Source organism: Mycobacterium sp. MMS18-G62 (assembly GCF_053877835.1).
The window spans coordinates 539,336-566,289 of record NZ_CM132662.1 but is presented as its reverse complement, the minus strand read 5'-3'; the positions used below and the strand labels follow the sequence as shown (position 1 = coordinate 566,289).

The 26,954-nt window shown below is 65.5% G+C and carries 22 protein-coding genes and 1 pseudogene; 11 read left to right on the top strand and 12 right to left on the bottom strand.

Annotation, left to right across the window (positions count from 1 at the left end):
- Positions 1-33: 33 nt before the first annotated feature.
- The gene (locus ACWW36_RS02800) at positions 34-936 is read right to left on the bottom strand and encodes an RNA polymerase sigma-70 factor (protein ID WP_456140091.1); all 903 of its coding nucleotides are present in this window, start codon (positions 934-936) and stop codon (positions 34-36) included.
- Positions 933-2,114: an NAD(P)/FAD-dependent oxidoreductase gene (locus ACWW36_RS02795; RefSeq protein ID WP_456142344.1), complete on the bottom strand. Its 1,182-nt coding sequence runs from the start codon at positions 2,112-2,114 to the stop codon at positions 933-935. The genes ACWW36_RS02800 and ACWW36_RS02795 overlap by 4 nt, the downstream gene beginning before the upstream one ends.
- Before the next feature lie 128 nt (positions 2,115-2,242).
- Between ACWW36_RS02795 and ACWW36_RS02790 the strand changes: the two genes are divergently transcribed.
- Positions 2,243-3,556, top strand: a complete 1,314-nt coding sequence (locus ACWW36_RS02790) for an NtaA/DmoA family FMN-dependent monooxygenase (protein ID WP_456140090.1) — start codon at positions 2,243-2,245, stop codon at positions 3,554-3,556.
- A 139-nt stretch (positions 3,557-3,695) separates the two neighbouring features.
- A complete protein-coding gene (locus ACWW36_RS02785; protein ID WP_456140089.1) occupies positions 3,696-5,321 on the top strand; it encodes an ABC transporter substrate-binding protein in 1,626 nt (541 codons plus the stop codon).
- Here the strand turns inward: ACWW36_RS02785 and ACWW36_RS02780 are convergent.
- Positions 5,318-5,818 (bottom strand): flavin reductase family protein, encoded by a 501-nt coding sequence (locus tag ACWW36_RS02780; RefSeq protein WP_456140088.1) that lies wholly within the window; start codon positions 5,816-5,818, stop codon positions 5,318-5,320. The genes ACWW36_RS02785 and ACWW36_RS02780 overlap by 4 nt on opposite strands.
- The gene (locus tag ACWW36_RS02775; RefSeq protein WP_456140087.1) at positions 5,815-6,300 is read right to left on the bottom strand and encodes an NADPH-dependent FMN reductase; all 486 of its coding nucleotides are present in this window, start codon (positions 6,298-6,300) and stop codon (positions 5,815-5,817) included. The genes ACWW36_RS02780 and ACWW36_RS02775 overlap by 4 nt, the downstream gene beginning before the upstream one ends.
- A gap of 196 nt (positions 6,301-6,496) precedes the next feature.
- Between ACWW36_RS02775 and ACWW36_RS02770 the strand changes: the two genes are divergently transcribed.
- From ACWW36_RS02770 to ACWW36_RS02750, 5 genes and pseudogenes are all read left to right on the top strand, one after another.
- Positions 6,497-8,491, top strand: coding sequence for a dipeptide ABC transporter ATP-binding protein (locus tag ACWW36_RS02770; RefSeq protein WP_456140086.1), 1,995 nt, complete (start codon positions 6,497-6,499; stop codon positions 8,489-8,491).
- Positions 8,492-8,553: 62 nt separating this feature from the next.
- Positions 8,554-9,870: an NtaA/DmoA family FMN-dependent monooxygenase gene (locus ACWW36_RS02765; RefSeq protein WP_456140085.1), complete on the top strand. Its 1,317-nt coding sequence runs from the start codon at positions 8,554-8,556 to the stop codon at positions 9,868-9,870.
- Between the two features lie 35 nt (positions 9,871-9,905).
- Complete coding sequence (locus tag ACWW36_RS02760; RefSeq protein WP_456140084.1) at positions 9,906-10,784, top strand: ABC transporter permease; 879 nt, start codon at positions 9,906-9,908, stop codon at positions 10,782-10,784.
- Positions 10,784-11,779 carry an ABC transporter permease gene (locus tag ACWW36_RS02755; RefSeq protein ID WP_456140083.1) on the top strand — a complete coding sequence of 332 codons (996 nt, stop codon included), beginning with the start codon at positions 10,784-10,786 and terminating at the stop codon, positions 11,777-11,779. Before ACWW36_RS02760 ends, ACWW36_RS02755 begins: the two co-directional genes overlap by 1 nt.
- An 11-nt stretch (positions 11,780-11,790) precedes the next feature.
- Positions 11,791-12,903 (top strand): annotated as a pseudogene (locus ACWW36_RS02750) (MFS transporter); the annotation flags it as partial.
- Between the two features lie 18 nt (positions 12,904-12,921).
- Here the strand turns inward: ACWW36_RS02750 and ACWW36_RS02745 are convergent.
- The 6 genes from ACWW36_RS02745 to metG all read right to left on the bottom strand — a co-directional run bounded on the left by ACWW36_RS02745 (position 12,922) and on the right by metG (position 20,313).
- A complete protein-coding gene (locus ACWW36_RS02745; protein WP_456142343.1) occupies positions 12,922-13,554 on the bottom strand; it encodes a GntR family transcriptional regulator in 633 nt (210 codons plus the stop codon).
- A gap of 233 nt (positions 13,555-13,787) precedes the next feature.
- Positions 13,788-14,915, bottom strand: coding sequence for an MFS transporter (locus ACWW36_RS02740; protein ID WP_456142342.1), 1,128 nt, complete (start codon positions 14,913-14,915; stop codon positions 13,788-13,790).
- A gap of 32 nt (positions 14,916-14,947) precedes the next feature.
- Positions 14,948-16,084, bottom strand: a complete 1,137-nt coding sequence (gene ribB, locus ACWW36_RS02735) for a 3,4-dihydroxy-2-butanone-4-phosphate synthase (protein WP_456140082.1) — start codon at positions 16,082-16,084, stop codon at positions 14,948-14,950.
- A 1-nt stretch (position 16,085) separates the two neighbouring features.
- Positions 16,086-17,387, bottom strand: a complete 1,302-nt coding sequence (locus ACWW36_RS02730; protein ID WP_456140081.1) for an NtaA/DmoA family FMN-dependent monooxygenase — start codon at positions 17,385-17,387, stop codon at positions 16,086-16,088.
- The gene (locus tag ACWW36_RS02725; RefSeq protein WP_456140080.1) at positions 17,387-18,685 is read right to left on the bottom strand and encodes an NtaA/DmoA family FMN-dependent monooxygenase; all 1,299 of its coding nucleotides are present in this window, start codon (positions 18,683-18,685) and stop codon (positions 17,387-17,389) included. Before ACWW36_RS02725 ends, ACWW36_RS02730 begins: the two co-directional genes overlap by 1 nt.
- A gap of 71 nt (positions 18,686-18,756) precedes the next feature.
- The gene (metG, locus tag ACWW36_RS02720) at positions 18,757-20,313 is read right to left on the bottom strand and encodes a methionine--tRNA ligase (RefSeq protein ID WP_456140079.1); all 1,557 of its coding nucleotides are present in this window, start codon (positions 20,311-20,313) and stop codon (positions 18,757-18,759) included.
- Between the two features lie 24 nt (positions 20,314-20,337).
- On the opposite strand from metG, the gene ACWW36_RS02715 reads away from it, so the two are divergent.
- The 3 genes from ACWW36_RS02715 (at position 20,338) to rsmA (ending at position 23,325) form a co-directional block, all read left to right on the top strand.
- A complete protein-coding gene (locus ACWW36_RS02715) occupies positions 20,338-21,180 on the top strand; it encodes a TatD family hydrolase (RefSeq protein WP_456140078.1) in 843 nt (280 codons plus the stop codon).
- Between the two features lie 82 nt (positions 21,181-21,262).
- A complete protein-coding gene (locus ACWW36_RS02710; RefSeq protein ID WP_456140077.1) occupies positions 21,263-22,390 on the top strand; it encodes a transglycosylase family protein in 1,128 nt (375 codons plus the stop codon).
- Entirely contained in the window at positions 22,345-23,325 is a 981-nt protein-coding gene (rsmA, locus tag ACWW36_RS02705) for a 16S rRNA (adenine(1518)-N(6)/adenine(1519)-N(6))-dimethyltransferase RsmA (protein ID WP_456140076.1), read from the top strand. The genes ACWW36_RS02710 and rsmA overlap by 46 nt, the downstream gene beginning before the upstream one ends.
- Before the next feature lie 3 nt (positions 23,326-23,328).
- On the opposite strand, the gene ACWW36_RS02700 is transcribed toward rsmA, so the two are convergent.
- Positions 23,329-24,819, bottom strand: coding sequence for an amino acid permease (locus tag ACWW36_RS02700; RefSeq protein WP_456140075.1), 1,491 nt, complete (start codon positions 24,817-24,819; stop codon positions 23,329-23,331).
- Between the two features lie 80 nt (positions 24,820-24,899).
- Positions 24,900-25,697, bottom strand: a complete 798-nt coding sequence (locus ACWW36_RS02695) for a serine/threonine-protein kinase (RefSeq protein WP_456140074.1) — start codon at positions 25,695-25,697, stop codon at positions 24,900-24,902.
- Between the two features lie 105 nt (positions 25,698-25,802).
- Here ACWW36_RS02695 and ACWW36_RS02690 point away from each other — a divergent pair, with 105 nt between their 5' ends.
- Entirely contained in the window at positions 25,803-26,768 is a 966-nt protein-coding gene (locus ACWW36_RS02690) for a 4-(cytidine 5'-diphospho)-2-C-methyl-D-erythritol kinase (protein WP_456140073.1), read from the top strand.
- Positions 26,769-26,954 lie beyond the last annotated feature (186 nt).

Sequence of the window (26,954 nt, the reverse complement as noted above, 5' to 3'; positions counted from 1 at the left end):
AGGCCGCAGACGTGGACTGCGGATTGTCGGTGCCTAGCGGCTGATCTCCCGCGGGACGGCGATCGCGGCCAGTTTGTCCGGATTGCGCATCGCATAGAAGTGGGTGATCTTGCCGTCGATGATCTCGACCAGGAAAACGCCTTCCAGCTGATCGCCGGTGTAGACCACCACCGCGGGTGCGTTGTTGCAGTTCACCATCTCGAACCGCATTTCCGGCATGCGCTGGCCGTAACGGAAGAGGCCCATGATCGCCCTGGCCACCTTCTCGGCACCCACGATCGGCGTGCGAGCTGCGGTGGCCTTGCCGCCGCTGTCGGCCGTCCAGGTGGCATCCGGGGCCAGCATCGACATCAGCCCGTCCATATCGCCGGTGGCCGCCGCGGCCATGAACTGCTGGGTCAGCTCCGCGGTCTTGGCGGTGTCGACGGGCTCGAACCGCTTGCGCCTGGCGTGCACGTGCTCGCGGGCACGGTGCGCGATCTGGCGCGCCGTCGTCGCGGATTTCCCTACCGCGCCGGCGATTTCGTCGTAGTCGAAGCCGAACACCTCACGCAGGACGAACACCGCGCGCTCGTCCGGCGTGAGGGTTTCGAGCAGCACGAGCATCGCCATCGACACCGACTCGGCGAGCACGACGTCGGCGGCGGCGTCGCGCTCGTCGAGCAGCAGCGGCTCGGGCAGCCACGGTCCGATGTAATCCTCACGTCGGCGGGCGCCTGCCCGCAGCGCGTTGAGCGCCTGCCGGGTCACCAATTGCGCCAGATACGACTTGGTGTCCCGTACCGTCGCGAGGTCCACTTCGGCCCAGCGCAGATAGCTGTCCTGCAGCACGTCGTCGGATTCCGTTGCCGAACCGAGGATTTCGTAGACGATCGTGAACAGCAGCGGCCGCAGATGGGTGAACCGCTCGGCATGCTCGCCCTGCGAGGTGGTCACGATTCCGTGACCACCTCGAGCGACGGCTGAGACGGACGCGTGCCGCCCTTGGCCCAGAACGTCGAGCCAGGCTTGCGTGCTTCGCGGCGGATGCCCCATACCGTGGCCTTGCACACCGCCTCCTTGATCGCGGCGCCAACGCGCCCGCCGAAGTAGAGGTTCATCGGTGTGTCGTCCTTGTGCGCCCACTGGATGACCGCGGCGCGCCGGCCCAGGCTGACGTTGGAGCCCAGGAACGCCTGATCGATCACGGCCGGTTGGGTTCCGGCGATGCGGGCCAGCACTGTGTCAGCGGCCTGCGTGCCCAGCGGCACCGCCGCCTGGCAGCTCATCCGCAGTGGCTGGCCCGACGGTGCCGCGGCGTCCCCGGCCGCGACGATCCGCGGGTCGTCGATGCTGGTCAGCGTCTCGTCGGTGAGCAGTCGGCCGAGCCCGTCGGTGCTCAGCCCGCTGGCCGCGGCCAGCTCCGGCACACCGAAACCGGCGGTCCAGATGGTCAGCGCGCTCGGACGCACCGCTCCGTCGGCGAACACCACCGCGTTCGGCCGGACCTCGACGACCACGTCGTCCTCCAGCACCGCCACCCCATGACGTGACAGCCACCTGGCGGCCGAGCGGCGACCCGGCTCGCTCAGCGATGGCACGAGGGTTCCGCCGCACACCAGTGTCACGTTACGTCCCTGTTCGGCGAGTTCGGCGGCCGTCTCGGTGCCGGTCAACCCGGCGCCGACCACTGTGACCGGCGCATCGGGGTGCAGCTCGTCGAGGGAGTCGCGCAGCCACTGGGCGTACTCCAGTTCCGCGATCGGATGCGCATATTCGGCCGCGCCCGGCACCGTCGACGGCGGCGCGCCGGTGCTGCCGACCGCGTAGATGACGTAGTCGTAGTCGAGCTCATCGCCCGATGCCAGCTCCACCTTGCGCGCAGCGGCGTCGATCCGGGTGGCGCTGTCGACTAGCAGCTTGACGCCTTCGCCGAGCAGCGTGCCGTAGTCGACCGTCGCGTCATAGTTGCCGGCCACGAACTGATGCAGCCGGATGCGCTGGACGAACTTCGGCCGCGGGTTGACCAGCGTGATGTCCACGTCTGCGCGCATCCGCAGGTGATTGGCCGCGATCGTTCCGGCGTACCCGCCGCCGATGACGACGACCTTGTTGGTTCCACTGTGTTCAGTCATGCCCTGAAGACACCGCCGGCCGCCGAAACGTGACACGACGTGACCGGGATCACTCATCCGCGGCAGCGTAATGCGCGCGGAATCGTCCGCCGCATCCCGCCGAAACATCGGCAGGCCACATTGGTCACATGTTTCATCTCGGCTGGTTTCTCGGCAGTGGTTTCTCCGTCCAGACATGGGCGCAAGACCCGTGGGCCGGCAACACCGGCCACGACTGGATGAAGGGCGACTTGTTCGTCGACCTGGCCGCGTCGCTGGAACGCGCCCGCTTCGACTACCTCCTTGTCGAGGACACCAGCATGGTCGAGGACGCCTACGGCCGCTCCATGGAGACGACGCTCAAGTACGGGCTGCTGGCCCCGAAATGCGACCCCGTCCCGCTCATCCCGCTGCTGACTCAGCGCACCAAACACATCGGCATCGCGGTCACGCTGTCGACGAGCTTCTACCACCCCTTCATGGCGGCCAGGACGATGACCACCCTCGATCACCTGACCGACGGCCGGGTGGGCCTCAACGTCGTGACCGGAAGCTCGGCGCGCGCGGCGCAACAGTACGGATACGACGAGCTGATGCTGCACAGCGAACGCTACGAGATGGCCAAGGAATGGATGGAAGCGGTTGGGGCGCTGTGGGATTCGTGGGAGGAAGGCGCCGTCCTCGTCGACGAGGAGACGCCGCGCTACGCCGACCACACCAAGGTGCACACAGTCGACTTCGACGGCAAGTACTTCCGGACCCGCGGCCCGCTCAACACCATCCCCGGCCCACAGCGCCGACCGGTCATCGTGCAGGCTGGCGCCTCACCCGCCGGCCGCGATCTGGCCGCCAAGTATGCGGAGTCGATGCTTGCGCATGGCACCAGCATCGAGGGCATGAAGGCATTTCGGCAGGATATGCACCGCCGGATGCGCGAGTACGGCCGCGATCCGGGCACGCTGAAGATCCTGTTCCTGATCGATCCGATCCTCGGCGACACCGACCGCGTCGCGCAGGCTCGCCAGGAGGACATGTTGGCTGCCCGGTGGAGCGACCATGCGATCGAAAAGGCACTGTGGGGTTTGAGTTACACGTCCGGCGGCGAATTCGACTTCTCCACATTCGATCTCGACAAGGAAGTGCCCGACGTGTGGGGTAACGGAGAGACGAGCACGCTGCGCACGTTCATCGAAGGGGCAAGGGGTAAGACACTGCGCGAGGCGATCGCCACCGTCGACACCCATGCGGGTCTGGCGTTTGTCGGTTCGCCGGACACGGTGGCGGCGAAGATGGGCGAGGCGATGGAGGAGGTCGGCGGCGACGGCTTTCTTCTCTCGCCGACCGTTACCCGGCGCAATATCGCCGAGATCGCCGACGGCCTTGCGCCGGCGCTGCGTAAACGCGGGCTTATCCGGGACGGCTATCACCACAGCACGTTTCGCGAGAACCTTCTGGAGTTCTAGTCGCGACGCAATCCCGGCGTAATACGTGGGGCATTGCCGCGAAGCGGATGCGTCACACGCCGCCGCTTTACTGCTCGCACATGCACGCCAGCGAATGCCGTGCTCTCAGGTCAACAGTTGACCCACGTAGGAGGCATTCGTGTTCGACACGCCACACCCAAACAGCATTCCGTCCGGTCCGCAGTGGGACCGACGCAAATTCCTGAAGGCGAGCGGAATCACCGTCGGCGGTATCAGCCTGGCGTCGCTGATCGCCGCATGCGGCGGGGCGCCGGGCGGCGGAGGGAGCGGCGGGACACTCGTCCTGCGCATGCCTTTCCTGGCCGACATGCAGGTTCCCGACCCCGACATCATGTACGAGGGCGAGGGCGTCCAGGTCATGGAATCGGCGTACGAGGGTCTGGTGCGCTACAAGCCTGGCACATCGCAGTTCCTCCCGAGTCTGGCGAAGTCGTGGACGATTTCGCCCGACCAACTGACGTACACATTCACGCTGCAGCCGGGCGTGAAGTTCCACGACGGAACGATCGCCGACGCAGAGGCGTGGACTAAGAGTTTCGATCGGCGCGGGAAGATCGACCAGGGGCCCGCCTACATGGTCGCGGGTGTGGTCAAGACCGAGGCGCCGGATCCGACGACGTTCGTCGTCACGCTCAAGGAGCCGAACAACGCGTTCCTGCACTACCTCGCATGCCCGTGGCAGCCGTTCGCGGTCAGCCCGACCGCTGTGGCCAAGAACGCCGTCGGCGACGATATGGCGCAGGAATGGTTGAAGACTCACGACGCAGGCACGGGACCGTACATCTTCAAGGAGTTCGTCACCGGCAGCCACTACACGCTGGAGGCCTTCCCCGATTACTGGGGTGAGAAGCCCGTGTTCAAATCGATTCGCATCGAGATCACGCCGAGTGTCGCGACCCAGAAGCTGCAGCTCGATTCCGGCGCATTCGACATGGTGACAAAGGGTTTCGCGATCCCCGACGTACTTGCCTACCAGAAGAACACGCAGTTCTCGGTCGTCAACTCGTTCGGCGGTGTCGGCGAGGCGATCTGGCTGAACCCGACGTCGGGCATCTTCGCGAACAAGGCATTGCGCAAGGCCATGCTCACCGCGCTGGACCGCAAGGCCATCGTCGACACGGCATGGGGCGGCCTGGCGAAGGTGCAGAATGCGATGTGGCCGGAGCTCACCCTCAACCCGGCGCTTGCTCCGTTCCCGTCACAGGTGGACACTGCGGCACTCAAGGCGATCGTGCCGACGCTGCCGTCCAAGAAAATCGACCTCGCGTGGAGCGCCGACGGCGGCGCACCCCGCGGGCAGATGGCCGAGCTGATCCAGAACCAGCTTGCGGCGTTCGGTCTCGACGTCACGGTGCGCACCATGCCCGTGGCCGAGGAGTTCGACCTGCCCAACCAGCCACCCGAGAAGCGGCCAGACATGCTGGTGTCGTTCCTGGGAGGTGACGCGCTGCACCTGGACACGACGTTTCGCATCCTGCTGCGCACCGGCGCCAAACCCCTGAATTTCTATCAGTATTCGAACCCCGAGCTCGACAAGCTGATGGACGATGCGGTCAAGCAAGCCGACTGGGCGCAGGCCGAGCAGATCTATCAGAAGTGCAGCCAGATGATCCTCGACGAGGCGATCTGGATTCCCCTCTGCATCCCGCCGAACTCCACGATCACGCACAGCTACGTAACGGGGGTCGAGGACAACTCGTTCTACCCGCCGATCTTCTGGCCGCAATCCCTCAAGCGGGCTTAACCCGCGGCGGCCAATTCGCGAAAATTGCTGCGGTGGAACACCATCGGGGCGACATCGGGGTACATCGCCAATGAGACGACCTGCAGTACAACGATCTCGTGGTCGCCGGCCTCGACACGCTTGTAAGGCGCGCACTCGAGCCACAGAGTCGCGCCGTGCACGAACACCGCACCGCTGTCGGTCGCCATCCAGTCCACGGCGCTGAACCGGTCACCGGTCTTCGACGCGAGAGCACGCGCGACGGGGCCGTGGTCGCCTGCCAAGACAGAAAGCCCGAGGCGGTTGAGCGTCGCCAATTTCGGCCAGGTTGTCGACGTATTGGCCACGCATACCGAGACGAGGGCAGGGTCCAGCGACACGGAGGTGAACGAACTCGCCGCCATTCCCTCGGCAACTCCGTCGAGTAGACCGCAGAACGCCGTTACGCCGCTTGGGAAGCAGCCGAAGGCCTGCCGCAACAGAGCCTGGTCGAACTGGTGGTCGATCGCAGTGATCATGGCGTTACCGCCGGCACGAACTGGCGAGCGATGGTGAGCCATTTCTCGAGATCCTCTGACGTCTCATACTCCGAATCGAGCAGGTACAGGCTTGGCGCAGGACAGCTCGCGCCGATCTCGACAAGGACTGGGCGCAACGACAATTCGGGGGCCAATGCGTGTGTATACGACCCGCCGAGCATCAGCGCGAACGTCGTGATCTGGCCCAGTTCGCCCGCCCCGAATTGGTCGAGGAACAGCTTGAGCAGGCCGGTGTAGGTGGCCTTGAACGTCGGAGACGCCACCACCAGCGAGTCGGCGGACTTCACGATCTCCTTCGCCTCGGCCACCTTAGGATCACCCCAACCAAGGAGGCCGGCGCCAAGGTCGACGACATCGATAACATGTTGGGGCGCAACGCCGGTCAGTCTTTCGGCCACCAACTCGGCCGCGGCCCGGGTCCGCGACATCGGCTTGGGATTTCCTACCACAACGACAGTCATGCTTGTAGTGAACAAGACAGGGATTTCGACGGCCCGGCCCAGTGGTAAACCTTTGATTGCGCCATGCGGAGTCGAAGCCTGACCAGCGGCGCAATCTGTTCGACATCACCCCGCAGTAGCACCGTCACGGGCACCGGTTGTGCTGTGCGTATCCCACACCGCCGTGGCAATCTCACGCCGGAACCGAGGGTCGAACATGAGTGTCACCGCGAATGATGTCGTGCATCTAGGCCTGCCGACCAACCCCGACCAGACGATGCCGCGGGCCCGCGTGCACGACCTGCACGTGACCTTCGAGCGCCGCGGAGTCGCGCTGCACGCGCTGCGTGGCGTCAGCCTCGACGTGCAACCCGGCGAGGTGCTGGCCCTCGTCGGGGAATCGGGATCCGGCAAGAGCGTGATGGGCCTCGCGCTACTCGGCCTGCTCGCCGGGGAACCCGCACCCGTCATCACTGGTAGGGCCGAGGTCTGCGGCATCGACATGGTCGCCGCTACACCAGACGAGCGGCGCCGGACCCGAAAGGCTCACTTGGGCGCGGTCTTTCAGGACCCGATGACATCGCTTGACCCGACCATGCGGGTGGGCAGGCAGGTGATCGAGGCGGCCGGAGACTCCGAAGAGGCCCGGCGCCTGCTGGAAATCGTCGGTGTGCCCGACCCGGGCCGTCGCATGAAAGCCTTTCCGCACGAGCTCTCCGGAGGGCTGCGGCAGCGGGTGATGATCGCGATGGCGGTCGCAGGCAAGCCGGACCTGGTCATCGCCGACGAACCGACCACAGCCCTGGATGTCACGGTCCAGGCGCAGGTGCTCGGCCTCCTTCGGGACCTGTGCAACGAACTCGGCACGTCGTTCATCGTCGTCACTCACGACATCGGAGTGGCCTCTCAGATCGCCGACCGCGTCGCAGTGATGTACGGCGGCCGGGTAGCCGAGATGGGTTCGATGGACGAGGTACTGCGAGCGCCTTCACATCCATACACGGTGGGATTGCTGAACTCTCGGCTGGACCTCGACCTGCCACGCGGCCGCGCGATCCATGCGCTCCCGGGTCAGCCGCCCGACCCGCGGGAACACCCGAAAGGCTGCGCGTTCTCGCCGCGTTGCGCGGCGGCGATCGCCGCGTGCTCGGAAGCGCTGCCCGAGCCGGTTCCCGCGGCGACCCACACCGGCGTGACGGCGTGCATCGTCGAGAACGCGACTGCCGACGTGCAGCGCCGCCAGGACACACTGCCCTTCCGCCCGATGATCGAGGTCGACGAAACCCTGCTGGCCTTGCAGGTCAACGGGATTGACAAACACTTCCCGGTACGGCGTGGCTTGACCAAGCGTGACAGCCTGCACGCGCTGCGCCACGTCATCCTCGATGTCGGCGCGGGCGAATCCATCGCCGTCGTCGGCGAATCCGGTTCGGGCAAGTCGACGCTGCTTCGCGTCGTCGCAGGGCTGATGGAACCCGACGGGGGCTCGGTCAAATACACGGGATCGCCGCCCCAGATGGTATTCCAGGACGCGGGCGCATCACTCACGCCGTGGATGAGCGTCGGCGAAATCGTCGGCGAGCGTCTGCTGACGACAACATCGCGTTCCGAGCGCCGTGACCGCGTCGAGGTGGCCCTTCGCCAGGTCGGGCTGCCACCGGATGTGGCCGGTGTCAAGGCGTCCAGCCTGTCAGGCGGACAGCGACAGCGGGTGGCCTTCGCGCGCGCGATCATCGTGCCACCCCGCCTGCTGCTGTGCGACGAGCCCACCTCGGCACTGGACGCTTCTCTTGCGGCCTCGGTGTTGAACCTCCTGCAGGAGCTGCGCCGCGAACTGGGGATGGCCGTCATGTTCGTCACCCATGATCTGGCCGCCGCAAGGTTCATCTCCGATCGCATCGCAGTCATGTACCTCGGCCAGATCGTCGAATTGGCACCCACCGAGGAGCTGATCACCAACCCGCAACACCCTTATACGAAGGCGCTTCTCGCGGCGGTGCCCACCCCGGGAGTCGAACCCGTGCGGCTTCCCGGTGAGCCGGCTAGCCCGCTCGCGATCCCGACCGGCTGCGGATTCCACCCACGCTGCGCCGAACGGATCGACAGGTGCGCGAGCGAGGTTCCGACCCTGCTGTCAACGGACGGCACCAGCCTGCACCTCGCATCGTGCCTGCTGACCGCACACGAAGACACAACTGAACAAGTGGCGTAATTGCACTGCCATGACGGTGAATCCGTTGCGACGCAGCGCTGGGATCTGATGAGGAGATGACGATGACGAACAAGTTCCACCTTGGCTGGTTCATGAATTTCATTCCGCCGGAGTGGGATACGCCATGGGCCTCACCGGATGTGGCCAGGTGGCCCAACGGGCGGTTCTACGTCGACATGGCGAAAAGCCTGGAGCGGGCCTGCTTCGACTACATCATGATCGAGGACACGGTGATGGTGGCCGACAGCTACGGCGGCACCATGGAGGGTTCGCTGAAGAACTCCGTGTTCGCGCCGAAGCATGATCCCGTCCCCCTGGCGGTGTTGATCGCGGCGAACACCTCGAAATTGGGTGTGGTGGCGACGATGTCGACGTCGTTCTACCCGCCGTACCTGCTGGCCCGGCTGGCTTCGACGGTGGATTCGATCGCCGAGGGCCGGTTCGGCTGGAACATCGTGTCGTCGGCCGAGGATCGCGCCGCGCAGAACTTCGGCCTGGATGCACTACCCGAGCACGACGAGCGCTACAACGTCGCCGACGAGTACTACGACCTGGTCTGCGAACTGTGGGACTCGTGGGACGCCGACGCGGTTGTGATGGACCGCGAAACGCACACCTATGCCGATTTCAAGAAGGTTCGGACCATCGACTTCGTCGGCAAGTACTTCAAATCGCGCGGGCCTCTCAACACCGTGCCATCGCCACAGCACAAGCCGACGATTCTGCAGGCCGGAGCGTCCCCGCGGGGTCGGGCGTTCGCGGCTCGGGCCGCGGACGCGATCGTCGCCGTCGGCACCGGCATCGAAGGCATGAAGTCCTACCGTGACGACATCCGCGCCCGCGCCAAGGAGGCGGGCAGAAATCCCGACGACATCAAGCTGATGTTCTGTGTGTCGCCCACGGTCGCATCCAGCGAAGCCGAGGCGCGAGCCGAGGTTGACCGGCTCGTCTCACTGGACAGCTATATCGAGAAGTCGCTGGCAGGGATCTCGTCCAACACCGAGATCGACTTCAAGGAGTTCGACTGGGACAAACCGCTTCCCGAGGGCTTGACCACGAACGGCGAGCGCGGGTCGCTCGAGCACTTCATGCGGGGCGACGGCAGCCCGGGACCGAAGACGTTGCGGCAGCTGGCTATTGACTGGGCTACCACCGGCGTCGAGTTCATCGGAACGCCGGAGCAGGTGGCCCGCAAGATGGGCGAAACCATGGAGGAGATCGGCGGGGACGGCTTTCTGATCATGAAGCCGGGCTGGGATCTCAACCGCAACTACATCTCGTCGATCACCGACGGGCTGGTGCCCGAATTGCAACGGCTCGGGTTGACGCGCACCGAGTACACCAAGTCGACGCTGCGTCAAACGCTGCGCGAGTTCTAGCAACGAAATCGCAAGAAACACAGAAGGAGACGTCAATGGCGGTCGCGGAGTATTACGTACCGACGCCACTGGTCCGATACCAGAGCCGCATCGGACTGGGGATCCGGCAGTATTTCCAGGGCACCACCGCGGGGAGCTACGCCTCGTTCGGTGCACTGGCCGCGGTGATGATCATCGCGATCTTCGCCAGGCAGATCGCACCGTACGATCCGCTGGCCGCAGTGGGGCAACCGATGACGGCGCCGAACGCCGCCAATCTGCTCGGCACCGACACCGTTGGGCGCGACATCCTCAGCCGGGTGCTGGCAGGCATGCAGAGCAGCTGGTTCGGTGCCCTTGCGGTGTGCGCGTTCGGGGTGGTGTTCGGCGGCCTCGTCGGACTGATCGCCGGGGCATGCGGCGGCTGGTTGGACGCCGTCCTGATGCGTGTGACCGACGCCTTCCTGTCGCTGCCCGGCCCGATCCTGGCGCTGGCAGTGGTTGCGGCGCTTGGGCGCTCGTACATCCACACCCTCATCGGCGTGGCGATCGTGTGGTGGCCGCTGTACACGCGGATCGTGCGGTCCGAAGTCCGACGGCTGAAAGCCTCACCGCATATGGAGGCCGCCCGCGTCGGCGGCGCGGGCCGGTGGCGGTTGATGTATCGCCATCTGTTGCCTGGCGCGGTGCCCGTCACGATCGTGACCGCGAGCCTGGACATCGCCGCGCTCGTCCTGATGGTTGCCGGGTTGTCGTTCCTCGGCCTCGGCGCACCGCAACCGGCGCCCGAACTCGGTTCCATGAGCGCCCAAGGCGTCACCTACATCTTCAGTGCCTGGTGGATTCCGATCATGCCCGCCGTCGCAGTGGCACTGATCGCGGTCGTCGCGAACTTCGCCGGTGACGCGATCCGCGACCGGATACGTGACCGCTGATGCTCGCCGTCCTGCCCCGGCGACTGCTCGGCGCGATTCCTGTCCTGCTCGTTCTCGTCCTCGCCGTATTCACCCTGCAGAAGGTGGCGCCCGTTGATCCCGTCGCGGCCCTCGTCGGCGCGAAGGCCTCGCCCGAGGTGTACGAGGCCGCGCGGCGCCAGCTCGGACTCGATCAGCCGCTGCCGCTGCAGTTCTGGCATTACCTGACGCATGCGGTGAAGGGGGACCTCGGTCAATCCAGCGTCACCCGCACACCAGTCGTGTCCGACCTGTCGCAGTTCCTGCCTGTCACATTGGAATTGCTCTTCATGGCCCTGATTTTCACCGTCATCATCGGCGTCTTCATGGGCCTTGCGACGGCGCAAGGCTGGCGCGGGTCTGGAGTGCTGCGGGTGCTGATGGTGTCAGGAGCGTCGGTGCCGGTGTTTCTGGCCTGCCTTCTCGGGATGCTGGTGTTCTACCGTTGGCTCGCCATCCTGCCGGTCACGGGCCAGACGTCGTATGTCGACGCGCCCACCGGGCCAACGCATTTCCTGCTCATCGACGGTTTGTTGTCCGGGCGTCCCGAAGTCGTCCTCGACGACCTCTACCACCTTGTGTTGCCGGCCTTCTGCCTCGCATTGACACCGGCAGCAGCAGTGGGGCGGGTGTTGCGCAGCAGTCTGGAAGCAACGCAGCGCGCCGACCATACCCGGACGTCACGGGCAAAAGGCTTGGGCGAAAAGCAGATTCTGATCACGCACTCCCTGCGCAACTCCGTTGGCCCGGTGTTCGCGTTGATCGGGCTGCAGCTGGCGGTGATGGTCGGCAACTGTATTCTCGTCGAGCTGATCTTCGCCCGCCCAGGAATCGGGCTGTACATCTCCCGGGCGATCGACAAAGCCGATTTCAACGCGATCGCCGGGGTGACGCTGGTCGTCGGCCTGCTCTATGTGCTGACCAACATCGCCGTCGACGTCATGCAGTCGATCGCCGATCCCAGAGTCGCGCTCTGAAGCTCCGCTGCTTGCCGTGGCTGCTTGTCAGCTCGTGGCTTTGGCACCTGACGCGATGGGACGGCCTGTTCCTCGGCACGTATCTCGTCACCCATCTCGGCGGGCCGCCGATCGCCAACCAGTTCGTCGGCGTCGCCATGTTCCTCCCCATGCTGCTGGGCAGCTGGATCTCGTCGCGACCAGACTTCGTGCCGCGCAAACTGGTCCTCGTCACCGAGCTTGTGCTGCTGCCGATTTCGGTTCTCATGACGGTCCTCGTCGGCACCGGAATCGTCGAGACGTGGATGGTGTACCCATTCGAACTCGCGTACGGGTTCGGCGGGATGGTCAACATGACCGCGCAGCGCGAGTTGTTGTTCCGGATCGGCGGCCCGTCGCGCTCCACCCGGGTCCTCAACATCGAGCTGACCGGGATGGCCAGCGCAATGATGTTGGGTCCGCTGATCGGCGGAGTCACCATCGAGGTGTTCGGCCTCGGCGTCGCGTTCGCCGTTCCGGCTGTGCTGCTGGCCCTTTCGGCTCCACTGCTGTGGATCACCACGCGTGGGCTGCCGGCGGAACCGCCCAGCGGGGCGACGAGCGGCGGGGATATGGCCGACTGGCGACTGCTGCGGCGCTCGCCGGCACTCGTCGTGATCCTGCTGGTGACCGTCATCTGCAATCTCTGCTATTTCGCGTTCCTGCCGCTTGTGCCCGTCATCGCCCGCTACCTCAATGCCAGCGCCGTGATGGCGGGCGTGATCGGGGCGACCGCCGGGGTGGTGCAGCTGGTGATCACCGCCGCGCTGATCGCGCGCCCGGTCCGGCGCCCTCTGGGCGCCTACACGTTTGGGGTAGCTCTGTGTCTGTGCTGCCTCGCGATACTCGCCTACACCCCGGTGGTGACGGTTGCCCTGCTGATTCTGGCGGTGGCGGGCATCGGGCAGGCCCTCTTCGGCTCCACGCAGGCGACGCTGCCGGTCGCCGCCGTCGCCCCGCACGAGCGGGCGGCGGCGCTAGGACTGCTCGCCACCACGATCGGCGTGGCGCTGCCGACCGGCATGGCGGTGCTCGGTGTGACGTCGAGCCTGCTCGGCGCCCAGCAGGCGATGCTGGTGTCGGCCATTGTCGGACTGGTGGCGCTCACCGTGACCGTAGTGGCCTCAGGCCGAACGATAAGCGTTGGCGGAGAAGGCGACTCGGTCGCCGCGCAGCCGGAGCTGGGCGAGCGCGCGCGGCTGTCCGTTCTCGTCCTCGATGACGTCCTCGAGCCAGACAAGGGGAGCGCCGACGTCGACGCCGACGAGCTCCGCGGTCTGCTCGTCGGCGGCAACCGCACCGATGGTGGTCTGGCTGCCGCCGATGCGAATCCCGAGCTGTTGCTCGAGGATCAGGATGACGTCGGGCTCGTCGATGTCGAAGTCCGGCGACTCGTCCTCGCCGAGGGCGATGTAGCTGACCGAAAGGCCGAGTGGCAGTCCGTTTTCCAGCACCAGGCTCTCGATCATCAGAACGGTCCAGCCGACCGGCAGGCGTAACCGGTCGCGCACCATCGGTGGGCAGCCGAGCGGTCGGCGTTCGAGGGTCCGCGCCTCGACGGTGTGCGACGGTTCGGTCGCGAATTGAGCGACCGTGCTGAGCTCGTCGATGCGGAGCAGCAGCGAGCCCGTGGCGCGGGTGCCGTTCTTGGGCTCGCGGGTGACGAGGCCTTCCCTGGCCAGCTGTTGCAGTACCGCGCGCACCGTGTTGCGGCTCGCCGACAGCGCTTCTGTCAGTTCTCTTTCCACGAGCTGCATGCTTCTGCCAGTGCTCACAAGCGTCGACCGGAGCAGATCGTAGGTGCGTCGCGGCGAGTTGTTCAGCCGATCCGGGCTTTGCCGCTGGCGTTGGTAGAGCACCTCGGGGCGAACCTGTCCGGCCGGGTGCAGCCGCGCGCGGCATGGTCCATACAGTGCTGGTTCACGTGTTGACACGTCGTCATTGGACCAGTCGATTGTTAACGGATACGGGCGTAGCTGATTCGCCCGAGTTACGTCACAGCCCTGCGCCGCCCTACGACGTGCGCGAGCTGCGCGCTGACCAGCAGGATGATCGCGATGACGGCGAACAGCGCGGCGATGCCGACCTGGGCTTCGAGCACCGCGCAACCGACGGTCCCCGCCAGCAGCCCGATCCCCGCCGAAATCCGGAACTTCGCCAGGCCGGCCGAGGATTCGCCGACCTGGGCCACCACCATCACGGGCAGGCTGGCGGTCGCACCGGCCAAGCTGACCCCGAACAATGCGGACGCCACCAGATATGTTGGGGCGGTCGGGATTAGAGCGATCAATGCCGCGCAGAGCACACCCAATGCGAACGACGCGATGAGCAGGCTGACCACCCCGATGCGGCGAATGATCCGGTGAGCCACCAAGAGAACGGCGATTTCCACGCCGGACATCAGGGCGATGGCGAGCGTGATCGTGATCGTCGAGTACTCCCTGGCCGCACCGGCGAGGGGAAGGGCGGTGAACAACACGCCGCCACGCAGAAAGTCGCCGCTCATCGCCAGTACCAATGCGGTCCCGCTGCCTGAGGTCTTGTTGAATCGGGGCAGCCCAATCCGTGGCGGCGGCATGCCCGCAGGTGCGGACAGGCTGGGCAGTGCTGCGGCCAATATGAGGGCGACGAGCACTGCCAGCGTCCCAGTAACCACGAACGCCACCTGATAGCCGGCCCGTCCGGCAATGATGCCCGCGACAAGTAGGCCGCCCGGTGAGCCGACGGCGCCGCCGAACAGGAAGGCGGCGTTGAACCGCCCAAGGGACCGGACCAGGTTGTCGGAGCGCAGGTCGACGCGTACCGCGGCCTGAAGCCCTGCTCCGAACACCATCCCGCCACCGAAGCCCTGCAGTATTCGTGACGCCATCAGCAGCACGCCGCCGGAGGCCAGGCCCATGCCGATGCATGCAAGGCCGAACAAGCACAGTCCAGCGACGAGCGCGGCGCGTGCGTCGAGACTCGGCACGAATCCGGTGCCGAACACGTCGATGACGATCACCCCCAGTCCGGCGCTGAGCATGAAGATGCCGATATAGGTGCTGCTGTGCCAGAATTCGCGAACGAAGAGCACTTCCAACGGGGCGGTGAGGCTCATCGTCACGCCGCTCGCCGCCATCAATGGCAGGAACCATCGCGACCGGGTACGCATCAACTGGGCATCGAGGCCAGGCTGGTTCGGATCGGCAACGGGACGATCTCGGCGACCTCGAGACCATAAGCCGCAAGCCCGATCCGCTTGACCGGATGATTCGTCAGCAGTCGCATGCGCCGCACACCGAGGTCGGCCAGCATCTGGGCGCCGAGGCCGTAGTCACGGGCGTCTGCGCCGTCATCGTCGAGGTGATACGCGTGGCGGCCTTCGTGTCCGCGGATGTAGATCACCACGCCGCGGCCCTCAGCGGCGATCGCGCCCAAGGCGTGATCCAGTTCGGCGCCGCAGTCGCAGCCCTCGGACCCGAAGACGTTGCCGGTCAGGCATTCCGAATGCACCCTCACGAGCGTCGGCGAAAGATCATGCCCGGCAAGGTCTCCCATTGCCAGGGCGATGTGTTCGCGCCCGTCGAGCACGGAGTGGAAGCCGTATGCCTGGAACTCGCCGTGTTCGGTTGGCAGCCTGCTGCGGGCCTTGAACTCGACCAGGCGTTCCGTGCGATGCCGGTAGGAGATCAGCTCCGACATCGTCACGATCACCAGTCCGTGCTTGGTGGCGAAGGCGCGCAACCGCGCGCCGCGGGCGACGGCGCCGTCGTCGTCGACGACTTCGCCCATCGCGGCGACCGGCGGCAGTCCCGCCATCCGCGCGAGGTCGACGGCCGCCTCCGTGTGCCCGGCGCGACGCAACACACCGCCGTCGACGGCGCGTAGCGGGAAGACATGTCCGGGCCGGCTCAGATCACCCGGCCGGGTGTCGGGGTGGGCGAGCAGCGAGATCGTGCGGGCCCGGTCAGCCGCGGAGATGCCGGTGGTGATTCCGGTGCGCGCATTGAGCGACACTGTGTAGCCGGTGCCGCGGGGATCCTCGTTGACCGCGACCATCGGCGGCAGTTGCAACCGGTCGAGGTCGGTGGCGGTCATGGGCACGCAGAGGATGCCGCTGGTGTGGCGCACCATGAACGCCACCCGCTCCGGTGTGGCGTGGGTCGCGGCGAGCATGAGATCGCCGTCGTCGTGCGGGTTTTCGGCGTCGACCACGATCACCATCCGGCCTGCGCGCAACGCAGCCACTGCCGCGCCAACAGGGTCACCGGTGCGGTCTGACCGCCGCCGGATACCGATCACCGGCATTTCAGAACTCGCGCAGCGTGTCTCGCAGGTGTGCGTGCGTGTACTCGGTGCGGGTCAGCCCCCGACGCTGAAGCGCCGGGATGAGTCCTTCGCAGATCTCGGTGATGTACTGCGTGCTCACCCGCTGCGTGCTGATCAGGAAGCCGTCGCCGCCGACCGCCTCCGCCGTCTCGCCCATCTTGTCGGCGACCTGATCGGGTGTGCCGACCAAGTCGACGGAGTTGGACGTTCCGCCGGCATCAAGAACCAACTGGCGCAACGTCTTCCCGCTGCCCCATTGAGCGAACTTGTCAAGGGAACCGCGTTCGCCGTTTGTCTCCAGTTCCGGTAGAGGGGCGTCGAGATCGAACTGCGAGAAGTCGATGTCGGTGACCGACGAGATGCTGGCCAGGGACTGCTCGATGAAATTCGGATCCTCTTCGCCGGCCTTCTTGCGCGCCTGCGCCTCTTCCTCGGTCGTGCCAAGGATTGGACTCACGACGAACAGCACCTTGATGTCGTCGGGGTTGCGACCCTGTGCCGCGGCCCGCGCCCGGACGTCGTCGCGGTAGGACTTCATACCTTCCACGCCGTTGGCCACTGCGATGATCGAGTCGGCGTACTTCGACGCGAATTGCCGACCTTTCGGGGAACCGCCGGCCTGGACGAACGTCGGCCGGCCCTGCGGTGAGCGCACCGTGTTCAGCGGGCCGCGTGACTTGAAGTACTTGCCCGCGAAGTGAATTGCGTGCACCTTCTTGAAATCGGCGTAAGTGTCGGTTTCCCGGTCGCGTATCACCGCGTCGGGCTCCCACGAATCCCACAGCTGACAGACGAGGTCGACGTATTCGTCGGCGATGTCGTAGCGCAGGTCATGCTCGGTCAGCTTGTCCATGCCGAAGTTCTGCGCCGACCCGTCCTCTCCGGAGGTGACGATGTTCCAGCCGAAGCGGCCCTCGGCGATGCCGTCGAGCGTGGAGCACAGGCGCGCAAGCAGGAACGGCGGATAGAACGTCGTCGACATCGTTGCGACCACACCCATTCTCGACGTCGCCGCGGCCATGATCGCCGCCAGCGGTGCGGGATCGTGCTTGGGCGCCATGGTCGCGTGCTTCAGGTACACCTCGGAGTTGCCGCCATAGGCCTCCGACACCATCAACGTGTCCTCGATCATGATGTAGTCGAAGCAGGCTTTCTCCATGGCTTTCGCCATCTCGATGTAGAACTTCCCGTTCCAGGGCATGCCGTCGTTGCCGAACGGCGTGTTCCACTCGTTCGTCGTGAAGTTCATGAACCAGCCGAGGTGGAACCGCTTGTCGGCCATCAGAACTCACGCAAGTGGTCGCGAAGCATCGTGCCGGTGTACTCGGAGCGTACGAGGCCGCGCTTCTGTAATTCGGGGATCAGACCGTCGGTGATCTCGGTGACGTAGCGGCGGTTCAGCCGCATCACCGGGCTGGTGATCAAAAAGCCGTCGCCGCCAACCTGTTTCATGATCTCGCCCATCTCGTCGGCCACCTCCTCCGGCGTGCCACAGAGCTCTAGATTGCTCGTGAGCCCGCTGCCGGTGACGATCTGGCGCAGCGTCTTGCCTTTGCCGCGGGCCAGGAAGCTTTCCAGCGCACCGCGTTCGCCGTTGGTCGACACCGGCGGCACCGGCTCGTCGAGGTCGAACTGGGAGAAGTCGATCTCGGTGATCGAAGAGATCTCGGCCAGCATGTACTCGATGTACAGGTCGCTGGTGAACCACCGCTCCCGCTTGGCCATCGCCTCTTCGTGCGTGTCGGCGACGATGGGAGACACGAGATACAACAGCTTGCAGTGCGACGGGTCACGCCCGTTGGCCTCCATGCGGGCATGGATGTCCTCGCGGTAGGACCGCATCGCCTCGATGCCGTTGGCCGGCGCGACGATCGTGTCGGCGTGCTGCGCGGCCAGCTCACGCCCTGGCGGCGACGCGCCGGCCTGGGCGATGGTCGGGCGGTACTGCGGTGACGGCGCGGTGTTCAGCGGCCCGCGCACCTTGTAGTACTTGCCTTCGAAGTCGATCGTGTGGACCTTCTTGTGGTTGGCGTATGTGCCTGTGGTGTAGTCGCGTTCGATCGCGTCCGGCTCCCACGACTCCCACAGCTTGCTGACCACTTCGAGGTACTCGCTGGCCCTGGCGTAGCGCTCGTCGTGCTCGTAGAGCTTGTCGAGGCCGAAGTTTTGTGCGGCTCGGTCCTCGCCGGAGGTCACGACGTTCCACCCGAAGCGTCCGCGCGCGATGTGGTCGATGGTGCTGCACAGGCGGGCTAGCAGGAACGGCGGGTAGAAGGTGGTGGACATCGTCGGGATCACCCCGAGGCGGCTGGTGGCGTTGGCCATCAACACCGCGAGCGGAACCGGGTCGTGTTTGGGGTTCACCCCGTGCTTGAGATCGTGCTCCATCGTGCCGCCGTAGGCGGTCGACACCATGAGCTTGTCTTCGATCAGCACATAGTCGAACTTGGCGCGCTCCAGATCCTTGGCCATTTCGACGTAGAAGTCACCGGTGAAGTCGCGACCGCCGTCGCCCCAATTCCCGTTCCATTCGTCGGCGACGAAGTTCAGGAACCATCCCAGATGGAACATGTTGCTCATGCCCTCAAGACAAGTGGGCAGGCGTTACCCCAACATGTCCGCGCGGTACCGCTGAGATTGCGCTACGCGGTTTACGTCTGCTCGGCGGGGATGTAGCGCGGGAAGACCCCGACGGGCGCAGGCAGCGCGGTGCCAGGCGCTAACCGGGTGCCGACGGCCGCGAACGTGCGGGCCTCGTCCGGCTGCCCCAGCAGGTCGAGCAGCTTCGCCGTCGATTCCGGCATCACCGGCTGACTCAGCAACGCCGCGATCCGCACTGTCTCCAACGTCGTATAGAGCACGGTGCGGAACCGCACCGCATCTTCGGGCAGATCGGATTTACGCAGCACCCACGGCTCCTGTGCGGAGAAGTACTTGTTGGCCGCGCCGAGCACTGACCAGATTGCCTCGAGCGCGAGATGCATTGCAGTGGAGTCGTAATGGCCGCGAACCCGATCCATCAACGCGTCGGCCGCATCCAGCAGCGCCTTGTCGTCGGCGGTGAATTCGCCAGGCTCAGGGACGACGCCATCGAGGTTCTTCGCCACCATGGACAGCGAGCGTTGCGCGAGATTGCCCAACTCGTTGGCCAGGTCGGCGTTGATGCGCCCGATGATCGCTTCTTCGCTGTAGCTGCCGTCCTGTCCGAACGGCACCTCCCGCAGGAAGAAGTAGCGCACCTGATCCACGCCGAACGTGTCGACGAGGTTCAGCGGGTCGACGACGTTGCCCACCGACTTGCTCATCTTCTCGCCACGGTTGAGCAGAAAGCCGTGCACAAACACCTTGCGCGGCAACTCGATTCCCGCCGACATCAAGAACGCCGGCCAGTAGACCGTGTGAAACCTGATGATGTCCTTGCCGATCATGTGCAGATCTGCCGGCCAGAACCGCTTGAACAAGTCCGAGGATGTGTCCGGAAACCCCACGCCCGTCAGGTAATTCGTCAGCGCGTCGACCCACACATACATCACGTGATCTGGGTGGTCGGGGACCGGCACGCCCCAGTCGAACGTCGTCCGCGAGATCGACAAGTCGCGCAGCCCGCCGGACACGAAGCTGACCACCTCATTCCGACGCACCTCGGGCTCGATGAACTCCGGATGCTCCTCGTAGAGCGCCAGCAGCTTGTCCGCGTAAGCCGACAACTTGAAGAAGTACGTCTGCTCCTCGGTCCACGTCACCGGCGCCCCGGTCTCCGTGGCGATCCGGACACCGTCGGAGCCCACGGCCGTTTCGGCTTCGGTGAAGAAGCGCTCGTCGCGAACGGAGTACCAGCCCTTGTATGCGTCCAGGTAGATGTCGCCGGCATCGTTCATCCGCCGCCAGATCTCCTTGGACGCCTCGTAGTGATCGGCATCCGAGGTGCGGATGAACCGGTCGAACGAAATGTTCAGCCGTTCCTGCATCCGCTGGAACACGTCGGAATTGCGGTGCGCCAGTTCGGCCGCCGGAATGCCCTGGGCCGCCGCGGTCTCAGCCATCTTCTGTCCGTGCACGTCGGTTCCCGTCAGGAAGCGCACGTCGTATCCGTCGAGGCGCTTGAATCGCGCGATCGCGTCGGTCGCGATGTATTCGTAGGCATGCCCGACGTGGGGGTCGCCGTTGGGATAGGCGATGGCTGTCGTTATGTAGTACGGCTCGCTCATTTGCGCTCAGCTTATTGTGTCCGGGTGAGTTCACAGCGCCCGGCGCCGCCCGCCCCGGAGCCGCTTAGCCCGTTGGTCGATGCGCACACCCATCTCGACGCCTGCGGGGCCACCGACGCCCAAAGCGTCACCGCGATCGTCGATCGCGCCGCGGCGGTCGGCGTACAGGCCGTCGTCACCATCGCCGACGACCTCGAGTCCGCCCGTTGGGTGACCGAGGCCGCCGACTGGGACCCCCGCGTGTACGCCGCCGTCGCGTTGCATCCGACGCGCGCAGGCGCGCTCACCGAGGAAGCCAAGACTGTTATCGAACAGCTGGCCGGACACCCGCGCGTCGTCGCCGTCGGCGAGACCGGCATGGACATGTACTGGCCGGGAAAGTTGGACGGCTGCGCCGACCCCGCCGCCCAGAAGGACGCCTTCGCCTGGCACATCGACCTCGCCAAGCGCATCGGCAAGCCGCTGATGATCCACAACCGCGACGCCGACGCCGAGGTTCTCGACGTGCTCAACGCCGAGGGTGCACCCGACACCGTGATCTTCCACTGCTTCTCGTCGGACGCGCAGATGGCCCGCACCTGTGTAGCCAACGGATGGCTGCTGAGCCTGGCGGGCACCGTCAGCTTCAAGAACGCCAAGGCGCTGCGCGAAGCGGCCCGGCTGATACCGCCCGACCAGCTGCTCGTGGAGACCGATGCGCCCTTTTTGACCCCGCACCCGTATCGTGGGGCCCCGAACGAGCCGTACTGCCTGCCTTACACGGTTCGAGCGCTCGCCGATGTCGTCGAGCGGCCCGCAGAAGAACTTGCGCGGGAAAGTACTACGACGGCGGTTCGAGCCTACGGGCTGCCAAGTTGCCGGTTCTAGACCTTTTCGTTACCGTGCTGTGATCGAACGGGGGGAGCTGGCCCAGCCGTCAACCGTCCGATAGTCGGGGATAGACCACGTTTTGAATACTTTGCAGAAGCTCCACGAAGAGCGCTCGCCCATCCTGCGTCTTCTGGTCGGTGCGATGTTGCTTGCGCTCACTTTCGCCGGTGGATACGCCGTTGCTGCGCATAAGACAGTGACGCTTAACGTGGACGGCTCGTCCACGACGGTGTCGACGATGAAGTCACGCGTCATCGACGTCGTGAAGGAGAACGGATTCGACGTCGGCGAACGCGACGACCTCTTCCCGGCCGCCAACGAGGCCATCCATCCATCCGACACGATCGTGCTGCGCCGCAGCCGGCCGCTGCAGGTCTCCCTCGACGGCGAGAACAGCCGCCAGGTCTGGACGACCGCGTCCACCGTTGACGAGGCACTCGCGCAGCTTCAGATGACCGACAAAGCCCCTGCCGCCGCATCGCGCGGCAGCCGCGTGCCGCTCGCCGGCATGTCCCTGCCGGTGGTCAGCGCCAAGACTGTCCAGCTCAACGATGGCGGCGCCGTGCGCACTGTCCATCTCGCCGCGCCAAATGTCGCCGGTCTGCTGGAGGCCGCCGGTGTGCCCCTTCAGCAGCGCGACACGGTCGAGCCCCCGGCTTCGTCGCCGGTGTTCGACGGGATGCAGATTCAGGTGACCCGCATCCGGATCGAAAAGACGACCGAACGTGTCCCGCTGCCGCCGAACAACAAGCGGATCGAGGACGTGACGATGAACATGAGTCGTCAGGTCGTCGACGATCCGGGAGAGCCGGGCACGCAGGACGTAACGTTCGCCATCGCGAAGGTGAACGGGGTAGAAACCGGCAGGTTGCCAGTAGCCAATGTCGTAGTTGTGCCCGCAAGGGACGGCGTGCTGAGAGTAGGCGCCAAGCCCGGTACTGAGGTGCCTCCGGTGACGAACGGAGCTGTCTGGGACGCCCTTTCTCGGTGCGAAGCCGGAGGTAATTGGGCTATCAATACCGGCAATGGATTTTACGGTGGCGTGCAATTTGATCAAAACACCTGGGAACGACAAGGCGGTCTGAGGTATGCTCCGAGGGCAGATCTGGCGACAAGAGAAGAACAGATCGCGATTGCTGAGGTCACTCGGGCGCGGCAAGGATGGGGCGCGTGGCCCGTGTGCAGTGGGAGAGTGGGGGCGTCCTGACAATCCGACTACTCGGGCGAACCGAGATACGACATCTCGCTAAAGAGATTGATTTCCGGCCACGCAAGTCGTTCGGCCAAAACTTCGTACATGACGCCAACACCGTGCGCCGTATCGTCTCGGCTTCCGGGGTCAATCGTCATGACCATGTCCTCGAGGTCGGTCCCGGTCTCGGTTCGTTGACGTTGGCCCTGCTCGATCGGGGTGCCAGGGTCACCGCCGTTGAGATCGATCCGATCCTGGCGCGCCAGCTGCCCAAGACCATCGCTGATCATTCGCACAGCGAGATCAACCGGCTCACGGTGCTCAACCGGGACATCTTGACGGTGCACCCGCCCGACCTGGCCGAGGAGCCGACGGCGCTGGTCGCCAACCTGCCGTACAACGTCGCGGTCCCGGCGCTGCTGCATCTGCTCGCCGAGTTCCCGACCATCCGGACGGTGATGGTGATGGTGCAGGCCGAGGTCGCCGAGCGCCTGGCCGCCGAACCTGGCGGCAAGGACTACGGGGTGCCCAGCGTCAAGGTGCGGTTCTTCGGCAACGTGCGGCGCTACGGCATGGTTTCGCCGACGGTGTTCTGGCCGATCCCGCGGGTGTACTCGGGGCTGGTCCGCATCGACCGCTACGAAACCTCGCAATGGCCAACCGATCCCGAGTTCCGTGCTCAGGTGTTCGAGCTGATCGACGTGGCCTTCGCGCAGCGGCGTAAGACGTCGCGCAACGCGTTCGCCGAGTGGGCCGGTTCGGGCAACGAGTCGGCACGCCGATTGCTGGCGGCCAGCATCGACCCGTCCCGCCGTGGCGAGACGCTGTCGATCGCGGACTTCGTCCGGCTGCTGCAGCGGTCTGGCGAGTGGGAAGAGCCAAGGGGCCGCCAAGCGCTGTCGCAGCGGCGGGAGCGGTCAGAGGAGTCCGGCGTCGGGACAACGCTCTAGCGTTCAGCCTTCGCGGTTGTCCCTGTCGAGCAGCTCGTCCATCAGTGGCGTCTCCGCGACCACCGGGTAGTTGCCGGTGAATCCGACGCGTTCGCGTGCCATTTCCATCACCCGGCCGCGCACGGCGTACCACCCGCCGATCAGCGCTGGCACGATGACGACCAGCGCCACCAGGTTCCAGTAGTTCTCGTAGCACATCAGCCCGGTCACGGCGGCCAGGAACACGAGCGTGGCGTAGCTGGTGTACGGCGTGCCGAACAGTTGGAACGACGGCCGCTGCAGGATTCCGCGCTTCGACCAGCGGTACAGCTGGAGCTGGCAGATGACGATGGTGCCCCACGAGGCGATGATGCCCAGCGCCGACAGGTCGAGCGCGATGTTGAACGCCTCCGACGGCACCACCAGGTTCAGGAAGACGCCCACCACGGTGAAGCAGGCCGTCAGCGCGATGCCGGCGAACGGCACACCCCTGCTCGTCATCTTGGCGGTGAACTGCGGTGCGCTGCCGTTCATCGCCATCGATCGCAGGATCCGGCCGGTCGAGTAGAGCCCGGCGTTGAGGCTCGACAGTGCGGCGGTGAGCACCACGAAGTTCATGATGTCTCCCGCAGCGGGAACGCCGATGGAGGAGAAGAACGTGACGAACGGGCTGGTGCCCTGTTTGTACGTGCTGTACGGCAGCAGCAGCGCCAGCAGAATCAGCGACCCGACGTAGAACACCGCGATGCGGAACACCACCGAGTTGATCGCCCTCGGCATCACCTGGGCGGGATTCTCCGTCTCGCCCGCCGCGGTGCCCACCAATTCGACTGCGGCATAAGCGAAGATCACCCCGGAGGTGATGATCACCAGCTGCAGTATCCCGGTGGGCAGGATGCCGCCGTGGTCGGCGATGACCGAGGGCCCCGTGGTCTGCCCAGCGATGGTGAACCGGCCTGCGAGGAAGATGATCCCGACGACGAGGAACGTCACCAGTGCGATGACCTTGATCAATGCGGCCCAAAACTCCATCTCTCCAAAGAGTTTCACGGAGATCATGTTGACCGTCAGCACGATGACCAGCGCCATGAGCGCGATGGTCCATTGCGGGACGGCTTTGAATGCCCCCCAGTAGTGCATGTACAGCGCGATCGCAGTGACGTCGACGATCGACGTGCACGCCCAGTTGAAGAAGTACATCCAGCCCGCGACGTAAGCGGCCTTCTCGCCAAGGAATTCGCGCGCATACGACACAAATGATCCCGACGAAGGGCGGTGCAGCACAAGCTCACCCAGCGCCCGCAGGATGAAGAAGACGAACAGCCCGCACACGGCGTAGACGATGAACAGGCCTGGGCCCGCGGTGTGCAGACGGCCGCCTGCGCCCATGAAGAGCCCGGTGCCGATCGCGCCGCCGATGGCGATCATCTGCAGCTGTCGCGGTTTGAGGCCCTTGTGGTAACCCTCGTCCTCGTGGGCCAGAGCTGAGGTGTCGTAATCGGTGGTGGATGACATTGGCCCGACGCTAGTGCTGCCCAGTCCAGGCGGAAACTCGGGAGCCGTAAAAGGTGCGTTACGAACGGGTTTGGCCGAGGTTACCGCAGCGCCCGTGCGATCAACGAAGTAAACTCGCGACAGGATTGGTAGCGATCGTGTGGATCCTTCGCCATGGCCTTGGCCAGTATCGAATCGAAAACGCGTGGCAGCCAGTCGATCTCGCGGGATAGGCGCGGCGGTTGGCTGTGCAGGTGAGCGTTGATCAGTCCCATCTGGGTGTTGGCTGTGAACGGTGGTGAACCCGTGAGCAGTTCAACCGTCGTGCATGCCAGTGCGTACTCGTCGGTGGCTTCGCTGGGCGCATGCCCGGTGAGCAGTTCCGGCGCCGAATAGGGCAGCGATGCCTCGATGTGGGTGGCGCGATAGCCGATGTCGTCGGTGATCGAAAGGGCCACCCCGAAATCGATGAGAACCGCGCCATCGCGCTGAAAGTCCTGGTGCACAAGAATATTCGACGGCTTGACGTCGCAGTGCACGACTCCCCGGTTGTGTATGTAGTCCAGCGCATCGGCGATCTGGGCCAGTGCCGCAAGCCGATCCGGCGTTGCTGTAAGCGTGGCGACGGTGCCGCCGGAGACGAGCTCCATGGACAGCCAACCGGGCCCGCGTTCATACACGGTGACGATGTGCGGGTGGTCCATCTGGTGGGCGAACTCGAATTCTCGGCGCAGGCGGGCGACTTGAGCCAGATGCCGATGCTGCTCGTCGAGAATCTTCAGGGCAACCGCGCGGTCTGGGCCCGCGGCGTCGTGCGCCCGGTACACCGTCGCATATCCGCCGTGGCCTAATGCTGCCTCCACGACGTACCCCTCGAACCGGGCGCCGGGCGCAAGCATCCTCACAGCCTAGGGGTTTGCTGTCGGTCTGGAGGCGCCCCAGAACGGCCGGGTATCTGGATACTTCGGCACGTGCCTTGAGCGTCGCGGCGTTAGTGTCGTGCCGTGTCTGCCTCCGACGGAAACACCGCCTCCGAGTGGGTCCCCACCGGGTCGGTGACCGTGCGGGTCCCAGGCAAGGTCAATCTCTATCTGGGTGTGGGTGACCGTCGCGAGGATGGCTATCACGAGCTGACGACCGTCTTTCATGCCGTGTCGCTGCTCGACGAGGTCACCGTGCGCAACGCCGACGTGTTGTCGCTGGAGATGTCGGGCGAAGGTGTCGAGTCGCTGCCCACCGACGAGCGAAATCTCGCCTGGCAGGCGGCCGAGTTGATGGCAGAGCACGTCGGGCGGGCCCCCGATGTCGCGGTCTTCATCGAGAAGTCCATTCCGGTCGCCGGGGGGATGGCGGGCGGCAGCGCCGACGCCGCGGCGGTGCTGGTCGCGATCAACACGCTGTGGGAGCTCGGCGTGCCACGGCGTGACCTGCATGCGCTGGCCGCTCAGCTCGGCAGCGACGTGCCGTTCGCGCTGCACGGAGGCACAGCGCTGGGCACGGGCCGCGGCGAGGAGCTCACCACCGTGCTTGCCCGCAACACGTTCCACTGGGTGCTGGCCTTCGCCGAGGGCGGGTTGTCGACCCCTGCGGTGTTCAGCGAGATCGACCGGTTGCGGGAGAGCGGTCGCGAGCAGCCGCCGCGGCTCGACGACCCCGAGCCGGTGCTGGCCGCGCTGGCGTCGGGCGACCCCACAGAGCTGGCGCCACTGCTCGGCAACGACCTGCAGCCGGCGGCACTGAGCCTTGACCCTGCGCTGCGTCGCACGCTGCGGGCAGGCGCAGACGCCGGCGCGCTCGCAGGAATCGTTTCGGGCTCCGGGCCGACGTGTGCGTTCTTGTGCTCGTCGGCAGCGTCGGCGATCGACGTGGGCGCTCAGCTCGCGGGTGCGGGCGTGTGTCGCACCGTCAGGGTGGCCAGCGGCCCCGTGCACGGCGCCAGGGTGGTGCCCGCACCGTCGACGTCGGTTTGATTGACCTCGATTTCTGCGTGAGGGCTGTCCCCAGCGAGTTTTTTCGACGTTCATGCAGAATTTGCGCAGGCTCCTGGCGCCATTACGCCGTGATTACGAGCGAGTGTGACCCAGGCCTCAATTCTCGCTACAGTTTGGCGGCTACTTAAGAGTTGCTTAAGATGAGCGGCGGTGAAAGCTAGCGGT